The 16,189-nt window shown below is 37.2% G+C and carries 18 protein-coding genes and 2 riboswitches; of the genes, 12 read left to right on the plus strand and 6 right to left on the minus strand.

Going from position 1 to position 16,189, the window contains the following annotated elements; genetic code table 11:
* Positions 1-43: 43 nt before the first annotated feature.
* Both JFU50_RS14985 and JFU50_RS30800 read right to left on the minus strand, forming a co-directional pair.
* Positions 44-436, minus strand: coding sequence for a YybH family protein (locus JFU50_RS14985; protein ID WP_057219788.1), 393 nt, complete (start codon positions 434-436; stop codon positions 44-46).
* Positions 437-561: 125 nt separating this feature from the next.
* On the minus strand, positions 562-690 hold the full coding sequence (locus JFU50_RS30800) for an anti-repressor SinI family protein (protein WP_242485378.1): 129 nt from the start codon (positions 688-690) through the stop codon (positions 562-564).
* Between the two features lie 18 nt (positions 691-708).
* A riboswitch (cyclic di-GMP riboswitch) is annotated at positions 709-795 on the minus strand.
* Positions 796-1,031: 236 nt separating this feature from the next.
* Here JFU50_RS30800 and JFU50_RS14990 point away from each other — a divergent pair.
* From JFU50_RS14990 to JFU50_RS15040, 11 genes are all read left to right on the plus strand, one after another.
* Positions 1,032-1,550: a DinB family protein gene (locus JFU50_RS14990; RefSeq protein ID WP_201186599.1), complete on the plus strand. Its 519-nt coding sequence runs from the start codon at positions 1,032-1,034 to the stop codon at positions 1,548-1,550.
* 304 nt (positions 1,551-1,854) lie between these two features.
* A complete protein-coding gene (locus JFU50_RS14995) occupies positions 1,855-2,349 on the plus strand; it encodes a VOC family protein (protein WP_057219791.1) in 495 nt (164 codons plus the stop codon).
* Between the two features lie 284 nt (positions 2,350-2,633).
* The gene (locus JFU50_RS15000) at positions 2,634-3,488 is read left to right on the plus strand and encodes an amidohydrolase family protein (protein ID WP_201186595.1); all 855 of its coding nucleotides are present in this window, start codon (positions 2,634-2,636) and stop codon (positions 3,486-3,488) included.
* The gene (locus JFU50_RS15005; protein WP_190270905.1) at positions 3,481-3,810 is read left to right on the plus strand and encodes a UxaA family hydrolase; all 330 of its coding nucleotides are present in this window, start codon (positions 3,481-3,483) and stop codon (positions 3,808-3,810) included. The genes JFU50_RS15000 and JFU50_RS15005 overlap by 8 nt, the downstream gene beginning before the upstream one ends.
* Positions 3,807-4,970 carry a UxaA family hydrolase gene (locus JFU50_RS15010; protein WP_201223135.1) on the plus strand — a complete coding sequence of 388 codons (1,164 nt, stop codon included), beginning with the start codon at positions 3,807-3,809 and terminating at the stop codon, positions 4,968-4,970. Before JFU50_RS15005 ends, JFU50_RS15010 begins: the two co-directional genes overlap by 4 nt.
* A gap of 28 nt (positions 4,971-4,998) precedes the next feature.
* Positions 4,999-5,814, plus strand: coding sequence for an SDR family NAD(P)-dependent oxidoreductase (locus JFU50_RS15015; protein WP_201223136.1), 816 nt, complete (start codon positions 4,999-5,001; stop codon positions 5,812-5,814).
* Positions 5,811-6,584 carry an SDR family NAD(P)-dependent oxidoreductase gene (locus tag JFU50_RS15020; protein ID WP_201186590.1) on the plus strand — a complete coding sequence of 258 codons (774 nt, stop codon included), beginning with the start codon at positions 5,811-5,813 and terminating at the stop codon, positions 6,582-6,584. Before JFU50_RS15015 ends, JFU50_RS15020 begins: the two co-directional genes overlap by 4 nt.
* 15 nt (positions 6,585-6,599) lie before the next feature.
* On the plus strand, positions 6,600-7,514 hold the full coding sequence (locus tag JFU50_RS15025) for a fumarylacetoacetate hydrolase family protein (RefSeq protein WP_201223137.1): 915 nt from the start codon (positions 6,600-6,602) through the stop codon (positions 7,512-7,514).
* A complete protein-coding gene (locus tag JFU50_RS15030; protein ID WP_057219797.1) occupies positions 7,507-7,932 on the plus strand; it encodes an RbsD/FucU family protein in 426 nt (141 codons plus the stop codon). Before JFU50_RS15025 ends, JFU50_RS15030 begins: the two co-directional genes overlap by 8 nt.
* 27 nt (positions 7,933-7,959) lie before the next feature.
* The gene (locus JFU50_RS15035; RefSeq protein ID WP_201223138.1) at positions 7,960-9,300 is read left to right on the plus strand and encodes a sugar porter family MFS transporter; all 1,341 of its coding nucleotides are present in this window, start codon (positions 7,960-7,962) and stop codon (positions 9,298-9,300) included.
* A 186-nt stretch (positions 9,301-9,486) separates the two neighbouring features.
* Positions 9,487-9,565: riboswitch (ZMP/ZTP riboswitch) on the plus strand.
* A 172-nt stretch (positions 9,566-9,737) separates the two neighbouring features.
* Complete coding sequence (locus tag JFU50_RS15040; RefSeq protein WP_053347601.1) at positions 9,738-10,937, plus strand: phosphoglycerate dehydrogenase; 1,200 nt, start codon at positions 9,738-9,740, stop codon at positions 10,935-10,937.
* Between the two features lie 306 nt (positions 10,938-11,243).
* Here JFU50_RS15040 and JFU50_RS15045 read toward each other — a convergent pair whose 3' ends face one another.
* The 4 genes from JFU50_RS15045 to JFU50_RS15060 form a co-directional block, all read right to left on the minus strand.
* Positions 11,244-11,663, minus strand: a complete 420-nt coding sequence (locus JFU50_RS15045; RefSeq protein WP_201223139.1) for a VOC family protein — start codon at positions 11,661-11,663, stop codon at positions 11,244-11,246.
* A 243-nt stretch (positions 11,664-11,906) separates the two neighbouring features.
* Positions 11,907-12,443: a DUF4309 domain-containing protein gene (locus JFU50_RS15050; RefSeq protein WP_342366349.1), complete on the minus strand. Its 537-nt coding sequence runs from the start codon at positions 12,441-12,443 to the stop codon at positions 11,907-11,909.
* A 315-nt stretch (positions 12,444-12,758) separates the two neighbouring features.
* A complete protein-coding gene (locus tag JFU50_RS15055; protein ID WP_201223143.1) occupies positions 12,759-13,229 on the minus strand; it encodes a FixH family protein in 471 nt (156 codons plus the stop codon).
* A 27-nt stretch (positions 13,230-13,256) separates the two neighbouring features.
* Positions 13,257-14,630 carry a PepSY-associated TM helix domain-containing protein gene (locus tag JFU50_RS15060; protein ID WP_201223145.1) on the minus strand — a complete coding sequence of 458 codons (1,374 nt, stop codon included), beginning with the start codon at positions 14,628-14,630 and terminating at the stop codon, positions 13,257-13,259.
* 482 nt (positions 14,631-15,112) lie between these two features.
* On the opposite strand from JFU50_RS15060, the gene JFU50_RS15065 reads away from it, so the two are divergent.
* Entirely contained in the window at positions 15,113-16,174 is a 1,062-nt protein-coding gene (locus JFU50_RS15065; RefSeq protein WP_201223147.1) for a M4 family metallopeptidase, read from the plus strand.
* The last annotated feature ends 15 nt before the right edge of the window (positions 16,175-16,189 follow it).

Consider the following 16,189-nt stretch of genomic DNA (forward strand, 5'->3'; position numbering starts at 1 on the left):
AGAAGGTGAGCCTTTTCTATTAATTCAAATATCTGTACATGAATTATTCAAGTAATTCAGCACCGTAAGAATTATCAATTATGCAACGCCAGGTACCTGTAGAATCCTTTTTAAAAACATAGGTAGCCATTCTTTCCATTGAGAATGCCGAATCAGTCTTTTGATTGGCACTCAGTAGGGCTTTTGCTACAACTAATGCCGTATCACCTGTTTCGATTATTGCCATCTTTTCTTGATTAACAATTAAACTATGATTAAAATAATCAGCGATAGCAACGAATGCCCGACGTATTTCTTCTTTTCCTTTAGCTAACGTTCCAGGTTTTACAACTAATGTAGCATCCTCTGAATAGAAATCCATTAATTGATCGAAATCCTCATTATTTATTGCTCGGTCTGCATTCTTTATTACTAGTTCTAACTCATGAGTTTGCATATTTGCCCTCCTATCCGATAGGTAATTTATAGGGATTCCATTATTAGCTTTTCTATTTTGATAAAGTAAAGAAATAGAAAAAAGGCGTTAATGTGTAAAAAATGTGTCAGGCAGCAAGCATAGGCCTATTGTCTACCTTCTAATAAAAATCCCCTAATTTCCTCTAACGGTATTTCTACATTGATAGCCATTTGAATGAGTTCAATCCATTCTGTATCTAATTCTTTTACTCTGTCATTTGTCTGAAGTAACATTACCTATTCCTCCGTTGAAGAGGTAGCCCAGCTATCATAGTCAATCTGACCTTAGACCTGTTAGCTTTGCGTCCTAACCTTTCGATTAGTTTGCCGTTTTCTCATTTTATTATAGTTATATATTACTATCTAGATAGTGCTAATGTTGTCGTAAATTGTAGAAATGTAATTATTATTCTTTAAAAACAAATTGTTAATTCGATTGGGAGACCTGTTGAATGACAATAAAGATATTTAATGGGAAATAAAACTATTATATTTAATATGATTTTTTGTATTAAAGAAGGAACCATCCATTTTTAATAGAATGTAAGACTTTGATTAAGAGGAGGATGATCAGTTTGGAGAGAAGAGCTTTACTGGTATCTCGATTTCCAGAATATGAAGAAGAAATTGGCGGATGGCTATGGTGTTTAGAAGATGTTCGCCGTACTCTTTTAACAGAATTAACTGGAATCAGCCAAGGGATCCTTGATACAAAAATGGATGAAAGACAAACGATTGGCTCGCTGTTATATCACATTGCATTGGTCGAGGCAGATTGGTTATATGAAGAGGTTCTTGTTACTGAATGGGATTCTGAAATACGCTCGTTGTTTCCGTTAGAATGCCGTTCTGAGGAGGGCTCTTTAACCCATATTGAGGGACAAACTGTAGAAGAACATGTTAACCGACTGAATAAGGTACGTGAAGTGTTTCTTTCCCACTTTCGTTCAATGGATCTAACAGATTGGCGTAAACCGAGGGTTCTTGAACAATATGACGTCACACCTGAGTGGGTTGTGTACCATTTGATTGAACATGAATCACATCATAGGGGGCAGATTTTCCAATTGCTAAGCAAATTACGGAATGATTAAGATGTTAAAGAGTGGGAACTTTTTATCCATCTTTAACTAACTGATTGGCTCCAGTTAATTATCAAACCCACTAAGCGGTGGCTTGTTTAAGAACTTATTATTCCGCATTACCAGCTATTTCAAGTGGTGTAGTTATTCCATTAAAGGGCGCCTTTATGAAAAAAAGAAGGTGTCCTTTTTGAATGGGACCATATTCTTGAATAACGGATAGCTCTAAGATAACTGCAACTTCAGCTTTAGACTTAGCGGAAATAAAAACATCCTTTTTTGTTAAGACTTAGAGAATATATGGAGGTGCTTTAAAATGGGTATAAGAAAAATCACAACAAACTTGTGGTTTGATACACAAGCTGAACAGGCAGCGAAGTTTTACGCTTCTATCTTTAAAAATTCCAAGATTGGAAGAATCACTCACTATGGAAAAGAGGGGCATGAAATCCACGGGATATTAGAAGGAACAGTAATGACCGTGGAATTCCAACTGGAGGGCCAGGAATTCGTAGCATTAAATGGCGGTCCGCAATTCAAATTTACAGAGGCAATATCATTTATCGTCAATTGCGAGTCACAAGCAGAATTGGACTATTTTTGGGAAAAACTCTCCGAAGGCGGAGACGAGAAGGCACAAGTGTGCGGTTGGCTGAAAGATAAGTATGGTGTTTCGTGGCAAATTATTCCTACGGCCCTAACTGAGATGCTAAGCGACCACGATCCAGAAAAATCAGCAAGAGTTATGAATGCAATGCTCCAAATGAAAAAAATTGACATCAAAACATTAAAGCAAGCGTATGAGGGATAAGATTACATTGTTTGAGGTATTAAAAATGAATTTCTTTGTTGTCACTTTACAAGACCATTTAATAAAAAGTTTGATTAAAAACCTGTATAAATGTATACAGGTTTTTTTAGATTGTTCCACTGGAACTATCCTCGCTATAGGTCCTTTTTCTTATCTCTAAATATTAACAGTGTTGTTTAACAAATCCTTATTTTGATATTGTTGCAATTAATTTATTGACAATTTAAAATATTGTTGTTATTTTAATGTTACCGGTAACATTCTAGTAACAAGAGGAGGTCAAAATGATTATTGATGCTCATCAGCATTTTTGGAAGATTGACCGAGCTGACTATTCTTGGCTTTCAAAAGATATGGGAGTCCTCTATCAAGATTATCTTCCAGGAGATTTAGATCCCTTATTAGAAAAACAGGGTATTGCTGGAACTGTTCTTATCCAAGCTGCTCCTACATATGAAGAGACTTTATTTCTTTTATCATTGTATGAACGGTATGACTGGATTTATGGTGTAGTTGGCTGGATAGACTTATCTTCTCCAGCTTTTCCGAAGCAACTAGATTCGTTAATGAAACGACCGGGAATTGTTGGTTTGCGTCCAATGCTCCAGGATTTAGAAAATAGTGATTGGATATTACAAGAGCAAGTGATAGAAAATTTAAAATGGCTTATTAGATATAATCTTCCATTAGATTTATTAATTAATAATAAACACATTGCATCGATTTTAACTTTATTGAAAACGCTTCCGAACTTAATGACAGTAATAGATCATATGGCTAAACCGAATATTACTAAAGGGGATTTAAGCGAGTGGAAAGAGGATATGTACTCTTTATCACTGTTTCCGAATGTTTGGTGCAAAATGTCGGGTTTAATGACGCAAGCGAATCCAGCTATGTGGAAAACTGAAGATTTTGAGCCATATATTCATCATATTGTGCAAACATTTGGTCCATCCCGTTTGCTTTTCGGCAGCGATTGGCCTGTATGTTTATCAGCTGGAAGCTATGATGAAGCACTGCAGATTATCAAAAGAAATTTACCGGAAAATTTAACCAATAAGGAAATGGATAAAATATTTTCTAATAATGCGAAAGCCTTTTACAAATTAAAAGAAAGGGGAGATAGCCATGAGTAAAGTAGGCTATGAACAGGACGTTACGAGCATCGTTATGTCTGATCAAGATAATGTAGCGACTCTTTTGAAAGATGTAGAAGAAGAAGAAACATTACTATACGTCATCAATGGCCAAAAAGCGGTATTGACAGCCAAGCAATCGATTCCATTTGGACATAAAATCGCAATTAAACCGATTGAAAAATTAGCAACGGTTATCAAATATGGAGAAGTAATCGGTGCAGCGACAAGTGATATCGAACCTGGTGAACATGTACATGTACATAATATTGAAGGAATCAGAGGAAGAGGAGATAAGGCGGAAGGGGAGAAACAACGATGAGCATGATAAAAGGGTACCGTCGTTCAAACGGGAAATTTGGAATACGTAATCATCTGTTAATTATCCCGACTGTCATTTGTGCAAATCACGTAGCCAATAGAATCCAGCAAGCAGTACCAGACTCTGTGGCTATTCCGCATCAGCATGGCTGCAGCCAGATTGGTGATGACAAGGAACGTACACACAGACTTCTTGGAGGTATGGGGAAAAACCCAAATGTTGGTGCAGTTCTTTTAATTAGCTTAGGCTGTGAGGTTATTGATGCCAAAGTTTTGAAACAAGAAATTGAAGAAGAAACAGGAAAACCTGTTGAGTGGCTTGATATCCAAAATGCAGGCGGAACGATAAAAGCTATTCAAAAAGGGTCTGAATTGGCAAAAAGCTTATTCAAGGAAATCGAAAAAGTGCCACAAGTAGATGTTCCTATATCAGAATTAATACTAGGTGTGAAATGCGGCGGTTCCGATGCTACATCTGGTCTGTGCAGCAATCCCGCTTTAGGAAAAACAGCTGATCAGCTCTTAAATAAGGGCGGAACCATTGTAATGGGTGAAACAACTGAAATTATCGGGGCTGAACATATTGTCGCTCAAAAAGCTGTGAGCGAAGAAGTGGCAAATAAGCTATATGCCTATGTTAATAAATTTGAAAAAGAAGTAGAACGCATTGGGTCAGATATGCGTGGCGGAAATCCAAGCCCGGGCAATATAGAGGGAGGCCTGTCTACTATCGAAGAAAAATCTCTTGGATGTATAAGCAAAGCAGGTACTGCTCCTTTGAACGATGTATTATCTTTTGCAGAAGAAATTCCAGGGAACGGCTATTACTTCATGGATTCACCAGGGAATGATATCGAGTGTGTATCGGGTATGGCTGCCGCTGGTGTTCATATGGTCTGCTTTACGACAGGAAGAGGGACGCCGACTGGAAACCCAATTATTCCGGTCATCAAAATAACGGGAAATGAACATACTGCCATCAAAATGATCGATAACATTGATATAGATACAAGTCCTGTAATGAAAGGAAAAGAAACAACAGAAGAAGCAGGAAATCGTATTTTCGAAACGGTTCTTAAAACAGCACAAGGTGAGCTGACAAAAGCTGAAATTTTAGGCCATCAAGAATTTAGTATCAGCCGAATCAGCATCAGCCTGTAGAAACAAATAGGAGAAGGAGGATCTATATATGAGTAAATTAAAAAATCGAACAGCTCTTGTCACAGGCGGTAGCCGAGGGATTGGAGCAGCAATTGTCATGAGATTAGCTGAAGAAGGCGCTAATGTGGCTATCAATTATACATCACCCGGTTCATTTGAAAAAGCAAACGCTTTAAAAGAAAAAGTAGAAAAAGAGTTTCATATTCAAGCGATTGTTGTGAAAGCAAATGTTGGGGTGAAAGAAGAAGTTGACCAAATGATAGACCAAGTGGAAAAAGAGTTAGGATCGGTAGAGATCCTAGTGAATAATGCTGGTATTGCTCCATTTGAACCTTTTTTGAGTCTTTCAGAAAAAACATGGGATGATACCTATCAGACGAACGTAAAATCGATCTTTTTGACAACACAAAGAGCGGCGAAAAAAATGATCGAAAATAAATACGGAAAAGTCATTAATATTACATCAACTGCGAGTATTCTTGTGACAAGTCCAGTAATCCCGCATTATATCTCATCAAAAGCAGCAGCTTCGCATTTAACAAAGGCCTTGGCGATTGAGTTAGGCAAATACAATATTAATGTAAATGCAGTCGGACCGAGCACCGTTGCAACGGATATGTGTGATGAATATTTGGCAGATCCTCAAATTCTAGCAAAAGAGATTGAAGCGAATCCAATGAAGAGACTTGGTACAGAAAAACAAATTGGAGATTCTGTTGTCTTTTTGGCCTCTGATGAAGCCGTGCAAATCAATGGGCATCTGTTAATGGTAGATGGCGGATTAACGATTAAAGCGGCACAGCCTGAAGATCATATGAATCATGAACAGGAGGTAACATTATGAGACTACTCAACAAGATAGCAGTTATCACTGGCGGAGGAAGCGGTATCGGCAAGGAATCAGCCCGTTTATTCGCAAAAGAAGGCGCATTTGTTATCATCACAGACATTCATGCTGAAAATGGGCAAGGAACAGTTTCTGAAATAGAAGAAAATGGCGGAAAAGCAGCATTTTACGAAGTAGATGTGACGAATCCTGAAGCGGTTCAATCTGCAATACAACAGATTATTGAGACGTATAAAAAAATAGATATTCTATTCAACAATGCAGGAATCAGCAATGTGGGTAGAGTGGACGAAGTAGAGCCAGATGTCTGGGACCGAATTATGAGTGTAAATGTGAAGGGGGTTTATTTACCCTCTAAATACACGCTTCCTTATATGATGGAACAAAAAAGTGGAGTAGTCATTAATATGTCGTCTTGCGCTGCGGAAATGGGTTTAGTTAAACGTGCCGCATACTCAGCAACGAAAGGCGCTGTACTTGCTCTGACAAAAGCCATGCAAGTGGACTATGCCCCTTATAATATTCGAGTAAATGCTTTATTGCCGGGCACCATCTTAACTCCATTTGTTGAAGATTATTTGAAAAATTCATATGACGATCCTGAAATCGCAATCGGATCGATCAAGAAAAGACAGTTAAGCGGAGAATTAGGAAGGCCTAGTGATGTGGCAAAAGCTGCACTATTTCTAGCTTCAGATGAGTCTACGTTCATGATGGGATCGCCTTTATATATTGATGGCGGAGTTGTTTTTGGGAAAAATGCATAAAAGGAGAATGAAACTATGAAACTAGCTACTTTTATAAAAGGTGAAAAGCAGAAACTGGCTGTTCAGATTGAGAATAACTTAATAGATATCGAAGAAACTGCTAAGAAGAATGAATGGAACAATATAGTAACAGATGTGATGCAAGTAATTGAATTCAATCAATCCGAACTAAAAGATTTTGAAATAAAGGTTAATGAAGCTGTCTCAAATGGAAGTGCAGTAGCTATTGAAGAGGAAGGGCTTATATACGGTCCTAGTGTTACAAAACCTCATAAAATCATTTGCGTCGGATTGAATTACAGAAGACACGCAGATGAAACCAATGCACCGTATCCTGAAGTGCCTATCTTGTTTAACAAATTTGATAATACGTTAACAGGTCATCAAAGTGAAATTGTTATACCAAATGTAACGAATGAACTGGACTATGAGGTTGAACTGGGAATTGTAATTGGCAAAAAGACAAAGAACGTAACACAAGAAGCTGCTCTTTCTCATGTTTTTGGTTATTGTACAGTCAATGATTTGTCTGCAAGAGATCTGCAAATGAGAACACAGCAGTGGCTGCTTGGAAAAACCTGTGATGATTTTAGTCCAGTAGGACCTTTCTTAGTGACAGCGGACGAAGTAGGAGATCCAAACAACCTTAATTTGAAAACGTACGTAAATAATGAAATAAGACAAAACTCTAATACTTCCGATATGATCTTTTCATGCGCAGAAATCGTAAGTTATATTTCCCAGCACATGACGTTAGAGCCGGGAGATCTTATTTTAACAGGTACACCTGAAGGAGTCGTATTAGGCTTACCGGCTGATCAGCGCGTTTATATTCAGCCAGGAGATGTGGTCACTGTTGAAATCGAAAAGCTTGGAACACTAACGAACAAATTTGTTCAAGAAAGTGAAAAGGTTTTGACTAATGCTTAAAGGAATCCCGCCTATTATTTCTCCAGAATTGATGAAAGTTATGATGGAGATGGGGCACGGTGATGAGATTGTACTTGCAGACGGAAACTATCCGGCTGCAAGTCATTCCAACCGGATAATCAATGGTCATGGACATGGCGTTGCTGATTTTTTACGGGCCATATTAGAATTTTTCCCACTAGATACGTATGTTACGTTTCCAGTCATGCTGATGAATCCTGTTCAAGGCGATGAAAAAAACCCTGTAATCTGGCAGACCTATGAAGATATAATAAAAAAAACGAGCGACTTTCCTGTCCAAATAGAAAAAATCGAAAGAACGGATTTTTACGAAAGAAGTAAGGCGGCATATGCCATTATCGCTACAAGTGAACGTGCACAATATGCGAATCTTATATTGAAAAAAGGTGTACTTTAATTAGTGAATCTAAAAGGAGTGAGTTATTTGCAAAAAATTCCGAATATTATGTATATTTATGCGATTTTTGGTGGCTTGGCTGGACTTTTATATGGTTTTGATTCTGGTGCCATTTCTCCAGCGATTCCCTTTATTACCGAGGAATTTGGATTAAGCCCAGCCGGCCAAGGATTGATTGTAAGTTTCCTTCTTTTAGGAGCATTGCCTGCTATTGTTCTTTCAACCTCCTTATCTAAAGTATTAGGAAGGAAATCGCTCTTAATAGGAGCAGGCATCACGTTTATTGTTGGGTCTATTGGTTGTGCCTTCGCTACTAATGTAAGCGTTTTAATAGGATCGCGATTTATCCTTGGAATCGGATGCGGAATAGCCAATATGTGTTCGTTGATATATCTGGTTGAATTAGCTCCACCTAAAATCAGAGGATTAATTGGTGCATTATATCAATTAAGTGTAAATGTCGGAATTTTAAGTGCTTACATTGTAGGAGCTTCCTTTTCTGCTAGTGGTTCTTGGAGAATCATGCTAGGAATAGGTATTATTCCTGCTGCAATCTTTACGATTGGGATGCTAATCTCACCCGAAAGTCCACGTTGGCTAATGACTGCAGGAAAAGAAGAACGTGCAAGAAAAGTATTAATGAAACTAAGAGGATCGAAGAAAGAAGTGGAAGATGAAATAAGCGATATTAATTATTCACTAAAACAGCAAACTGTCGGATTCAAACATTTAGTTGGCCAGTATAAAAAGATTCTAAATATGAACTTCATATTAACGTTTTTTCAGGTCTTCACTGGGATTAATGCAGTAGTATACTTTGCTCCAATCATCTTTGAAGGAGTGGAAATTAACGGGTGGAGCGGATCGAATATAGCCAACTTCGGGATAGGTACTGCCTTAGTTATTTCCACGGCTATATCGCTATTCATTGTTGATAAACTGGGAAGAAAAACATTATTAATCTATAGTATTGGCGGGCAGGTCCTACCATTAATCGGTTTAGCACTATTTTCAGATTTTACGATATTTAGTATGGTTTGTGTGTTCTTATACGTCTTCGCGTTTGGAATCGGTCTAGGTCCTGTATTCTGGCTATTCATACCTGAAGTGTTACCTTTGCAGGCAAGAGCGATCGGAATGGGAGTCATTACATTTTTACAGTACACATTGAATTTTCTTTTTTCGTATACTTTCCCGCCATTGTTAAGTGTCATTGGAAATAATGTCTTCTTAATATACGCGGTATTATCAATAGTTGCTTGCGTATTTATTCACTATAAAACACCAGAAACCAAAGGGAAAACTTTAGAAGAAATTGAAGAGTACTGGCGTCAGCAAGATATGGAAAAAGCTATTAAACCTGCTTAAGGGTTTAACCCTTCCAATACAAGAACTAAAGATAGAACATCTATTGGAAGAATATTCTTCTTGCTAAGGGGACTGAGCAATGGGGAATTCTACTAAATAATTCTGCCAAAGGAACTGAAATAGGATAACCTTTTAAAATTGTAGTTGAAGGTTGATGGAGAATTTGATAAAATATAATTAATTAAAAAGACTATGTGTGACTGGCGAAACGCGGATAACCGTGAGGGAGCATATAGTGTCGTAGCCGTTCGCCTGGGCAGAGGTAAGGGAAATTATCCCTTGCCTCTTTCTGTTTATTAGGAGAGGATAGTGAAGACTTAAATCCATTGTTAGAGAATACACAGATTTTTATGAAATTTGATTAGTAGCTTGCTTAACATCTTGTTAATTAATTTAGGAATTTAAAAACTATCATAAATTAAAAGAGGAGAAATAATATGAGCACATTAATTTTAGAAAAACTGAAAACAATCAAAACCTTAAATAATATTGCTGAAAGCGGGTTAAATGTATTCAATAAGGATAACTTTACTATCGACAATGACAGTGAAAACCCTGATGCTGTTGTTCTTCGTAGCTTTAACATGCATGCATTAGAATTAGGCGATAATTTAAAAGCAATCGCAAGGGCCGGAGCGGGTGTCAATAATATTCCCGTCGACAAATGCACAGAGCAAGGAATTGTTGTTTTTAATACCCCTGGTGCTAACGCTAACGCTGTAAAAGAAATGGTACTAACCTCTTTAATGGCTTCATCTCGTAACCTTTTTGCCGGTGTGGCCTGGACAAAGACGTTAGAAGGTGAAGGAGAACAAGTTCCAAAGCTTGTAGAAGCAGGTAAGAAACAATTTGTTGGAAAAGAAATCAAGGGAAAAACTCTTGGTGTAATCGGTTTAGGAGCGATCGGTGCGCTTGTAGCTAATGATGCACTAGGTTTAGACATGGATGTGATTGGATTTGACCCGTTCATCTCTGTCGATACAGCTTGGAACTTGTCCCGCAATGTACAGCGCGCTATGACGATTGAACAGTTGTTTGCTGAATCTGATTATATTACTGTACACGTGCCATTAACTGATGACACAAGAGGAATGTTTAACCAAGAAACATTTAGCATCATGAAACCGGGCGTACATATTTTGAATTTCTCACGTGGTGAGCTTGTGAATGAAACGGATATGGAAGCTGCACTTGAAAGCGGGAAAGTTGGCAGGTTTATTACAGACTTCCCGAATGAAAATGTATTGAAAATGAAAAATGTAGTTCCAATCCCACATCTTGGTGCCTCTACGCAAGAATCAGAGGAAAACTGTGCTATTATGGCAGCTCGTCAAGTGAAGTTGTTCTTAGAAACAGGGAACATCAAAAACTCAGTGAATTTTCCAAACACTTCCCTTCCTTATACAGGAAAGCGTCGTGTGGCAACTTTCCACGAAAACGTTCCAAACATGGTTGGGCAGATCACACTGGCTATATCAGACTATAATTTGAACATCGCTGACATGGTTAACAGAAGCCGTGGTGGATACGCGTATACGATGATTGACATTGACGGTGAAGTAAACGGCGATATCATTCCTGGTTTAGAGGAAAAAATCAAACAAATCACAGGCATCGTTACAACTCGTATTATTTAACATACTTTAATTGAACAGGAAGAAAGCGTACTTTCCTGCTCAAATGATAAATATTAGTACAAGCCTCAATTCCTTTAAGGAGTTGAGGCTATTTTTATTTTAGGCTTTGTTAGACAGTAAGGCTGTTGATTTTTGAACAAATATAAGAGACTACTTATTGTGGTCTTCTAGAGAACTAGCACCTGTTAGTTCTATAAGAAAAGCGATTCCTATTAAAGAATCGCGCCCGTTGGTTGAATGAGGAAAAGATGTAATCCTTTTAATGGCATGCTCAGATAACTTTTCTTTTTATTTGCAGTTATTATTTTAATTTCCTATGCCGGGCGAATTCATTAATACAATTCTCCAACCATCTGGATCTTCAATTGTAACACCTGACTTTTCCCAATATGGATTTTCTGGAGATACTGAATCATAACCCATACCTTTCAATCTATTTGTGATTTCTTCAATGGTTTTACTTTCAGGAATATAGAAGACAAGCAGATTATCATTTGTTGGAGCAGGACAAGGACTTCCATCTTTATGTTGAGTAAACTCTAAATGATAGTTTGAATTGGGAAGCCCAATCATTATACCGTCATATCCCTCGTGTCCTTCAAAAGAACCGATTTTTTTCAAGCCTAATCCCTCACAATAGAAGTTTACAACCTTTTTTAGTTGATCAGTAGGACGTGCAACTCGGATTTGCGCTACTTTCATTTCTTTTGGCCATTTATTTTCCATTGTCCCATTCCTCCCTGTAGATCGTTCCATAATTAAATCTATGTCCTAGCACATTGCAACTTTAACATAAAAAGACTATTAATTGGAGTTACCTTCCACTTTTCTTGTTGAGTTTAACCTGCCCAGCTTGATGCGTAAGAATAAGTGCCGATCTTGTCTTAAACAACATGATTTTTTTGCTCTAAGTAAAAGAATCGTCCCCTATGAATTACAGAGACGATTCCTTATGTGGCTTGTTACTTATTATTTACATGATTTTTCTGCCAATTCAAGCGTATACATATACAATTTTGGATCGGGGTTAATCCAGGCGCTTTCAAACACGAAAACAACTTTATAATTTTTTTTATCAGTATAGGTGACATAGTACATTCCCTCTTGCTCCTCTTCACTTACAGGTTTACCAATCAATCCCTTCAACTCAGATAAATGAATGGTTTGCAGCTGAGGATCAAAATCATCAATGCCGGTAATCGTTTTTCTACCTGTTGAATCGTCATAGAGGAATCGAACATTACGGCTCCAATAATTGGCTGCAACGGTACTTAGATCTTCTGGTGGACCCCAGGCTTTTTCTGCTTTTTTCAACGAATCACCAACAGAAAAAGGTTTACTGTTAATCGATTGTTGGGATTCATAAGCTAAACCCATGATTTCTCGAATCAAGAGATCTGGCGTAGACTTCGATGATTCTGAAGCAGCAGAAGCAAAAACTGCCCCTCCGCTAAACATGAGAAAAGCAAGCGTTAAAATTGTGAAGCTTCGGATAAAACCTTTCACTTGTTTCAAAATTAAACACCCTTTCTACACAGGAATTGACGAATCACCCTAAATATAATACGTATTTTACAAAAAAAAAGAACACTGAAAATTCTTGTTAACCCAACAGTACTCTACAGGAGGGAACATACTGCTTCAACCGATATCCCCGGGAAATTCTGATGTCGCAGTTAATCACTTATTAAAGTAAAGAAAAATAATAGCCAAAATTATTACCCCTTTTATTAGTAGTAACAACAACAAACGGATTTAAAACGGTAAGCAAATATCCATAAAAAATCCGGTTTTCAAAGAAAACCGGATTTTTAAATAAATTTAATGATGATGTTCATGACTTTCTTCTTGTTTATGCATACCTTTTTGCAAGATTTTTAAATCACTTTCAGAAAGTTTTCCTACGATAAACTGTTTTTGAGGCATAATTATTGAACCATCGTTACTAGCATGTACTTTTATATAGTATAGACCATCACTATCAAAGTTTTTCCTTAAACTATATGTGCCGTCTCCCTCTTCCTCAGCTTGTTCCATACTATATTTGAGAGAGCCATCTTGTTTCCATATCTCAAAATGAACAAAATCTGCGCCTACAACCCTTTTACCACCTTGAGTAAGAACAGCCTTTATAGTCTCCTGTGTATTAGCTGAAAAGGATTCTGGTATGATTATTTCCGATTCAAGAGGTGTTTCTTCTTTGTATAGAGTAGTGACATCCTTTTCAAGTGAACACGCACTTAGCAATATGATGAAAATAAAGATTAAAAAAATACATATATTTTTTTTCACGGCAAAAGCCACCCTTTACATTTCGAATTATGCATTCATAAACTTCTTAACTACAGTTATTCTTTTAATAATTAACCAGTCAATTAGCCACACAACAATAAGCGACAAACCAACCAAAGGAAACATAATTCCTAGACCTATTAACAGAATTAGAAAGGATTTCATGTTCTTTATATGAGGAGCTTTAGGTGCACCTAATCCTTTTTTCGGCTTTCGCTTCCACCATAAATAAAAACCACTAACGGCTACCAGAATAATTCCTAAACAAATAAGAAGGCTGAATATTTGGTTAATCAAACCAAATTGAGTCCCTTTGTGCAAGGTAATTCCCCATGCAACTATTTTTCCAATAAAACCGTAATGATCATAACGATAATTAGCTAAAACTGCCCCAGAATATTGGTCAACATGAATAGTTGCTTCATCTTGTGCTTTCGGTGGAAAAGCTGACAATGTATAGACGCCATCTGTTTCATTTGGAATATTTATGCTATAACTTGGATGCATACCCTCACGATTCGCAATCGTAACTACATCATCAATGGACAGTGGGATAAAACCTTGAATATTTGAGATAGGTACATCTAAATTTTCTGCTGCCCAAGGTACATCTGCAATATCTTTTGTTTTAATTGAGGATGTTGGAGCACTTCCTGACCATATAGAAGGAGGATACCCAGATCCAGAATTGGTAGCTAAAGATTGAAAATTACTTCCCCAAAAACCTGACCAAGGTAAACCTGTCATAATTAAAAATAACATTCCTGCTGATATCCAAAAGGCAGGTACTGCATGTAAATCTCTTCTGAAAATATTTTTTCCGTTATTTATTCTTGGAAAAAGAACACCAGAAAGACTTAGCTTATTTTTGGGATACCATAAATAAAGACCAGAGACAATTAACACAACTGCCCAACACGCAGCTAACTCTACAATTCTATCTCCTAAGGTGCCAGCCATTAGTTCACCATGAATTTCTTCGATTTTATCCATAATTCTGTCTTCATCATTTAACTCTCCAATAGATTTACCTGTATAGGGATCTATAAAAATTGTAAGTGACTCCTTATTAGAAGTAATGCTTACTTCGCTCGAACGAGAGGCACTTTCTCCGGGATGATATTTTGTCACCACTGCATCAGGGTAAAGTTTCTTCACTTTCTCAATCTGCTGGGATGCTGGTATTTTATCTCCTTGAGGGGTAACCTCGTGGTAGTCTTGATAAAGTACTTGTTCAATCTGTGGCTTAAATAAATAGATTGATCCAGTAACTGCAAGAATAATAAGTAAGGGTGCAAAAACAATTCCAGCATAAAAATGCCATCTCCATACTGTTCTATACAGAGAGGTGTTTGTTTGTTTTTGATTTTGTATAGTAGTTTTTGTTTTAACAGTTTCCATTTATACAGGACCTCCTTTTTCTTTATAAAATTCAACTATATTGATGATAAAAAATATTTGTGAGAAAAATATGAAGTTTTATTAAAAAAAGGAAATTAAAGTTATTCTACCGCGCATTTCATTATTTAAATAAATTTCCCACTTCAACTAAACTTCCCAGTTATTTCAACAAGAAAATCAACAACATCCTATAACAGAGCCTTATTTTAAAAGGAAATGAAAATGAGTGAACAAACCGAAAAATAAGAACAACTGGAACTAAGGACTGAACGTGCTGAGAAAGAAATTTGCAAGTAGTAGAGTAGGATGGAATGGAGGGAAATGAGGTAGGTGCGGCGAAAGTAATCTATAGAAATGTGTTGTAGATATAAGGAGAGCAGCAAAATCAAATGTTAACGAATCAGATAATCTACTAATTACCATGAATTACGGTGAAGACTAGTCGCGCTGTTTGTAAAAAAAATTATGAAGGAGTGTCAAATATGCCCAAAAAAGATTGTTCGAAATCGCTGTGCCAATGTTTCATTGTACCTAACTACATTCTTGAGAATTTGGCACAAAATGAAGTAGAAGCAGCACGGATTAGTTTAGCGAAAAGCCGTCAAGTGCGCAGACGTAGAATCATGAAAGAATATGATATTAACGGTGTTATTGCTTTAACTGATGCAGGATCAGAACGTAAAGGTGAATCTGCTCGCCATGTTTATGATTGTAAAGGAGGGACCAAACTCCGACAGAATGAGGCTAGGAAAGAAGGAGATCGATCAAGTGGGGATTCTGTAGTTAACCATGCATATGATTATAGTGGAGTTGTGCGTGACTATTTCAAGGATGTTTTACACCGTAATTCAATAGATAACGAAGGCCTTGATCTAATTCTGAACGTTCATTATGGGGATAAATTTACAAATGCCTATTGGGACGGAGATGAAATGGTATTTGGTGACGGCGATGGGGTTATTTTTAGCAATTTTGCAAATTCACTTGATGTAATTGGACACGAACTTACACATGGTGTTACGCAGTTCACCAGTGGATTGGAGTATGAAGGCCAGTCAGGGGCTTTGAATGAACATCTCTCAGATGTGTTTGGAGTGACTATCAAACAATTTCATTTAAAGCAATCAGCACAAGATGCGGATTGGTTAATCGGTGCTGATATAATGGGACCAACACTAAAAGGACAAGCTCTTCGTTCCATGAAAGCTCCAGGTACTGCATTTGACAATAAATTAATGGGGAAAGATATGCAGCCTGATCATATGAAGAACTTCTATCGAGGAGAGCGAGATAATCATGGTGTCCATATCAATAGTGGGATACCAAACAAGGCTTTTTATCTTGTATCTATGGAGATTGGAACGGACAAAGCAGCTTTGATTTGGTTCAATGCCATGCAGAATTTATTTGCAACGGCGAATTTCAATCAATTCGTACAAATTGTTATCAAGGCAGCACAAAAACTTGTTGATAGTGGAGAAGTTACTGAAACAGCTATAAAAACAATTGAAGATGCTTTCAAAGCGGTTGGACTGCCTGAGTAGTCATATTCTATGAAT

Origin of the sequence: Peribacillus sp. TH14 (assembly GCF_016651145.1) — a bacterium.
GTDB lineage: Bacteria > Bacillota > Bacilli > Bacillales > DSM-1321 > Peribacillus > Peribacillus butanolivorans.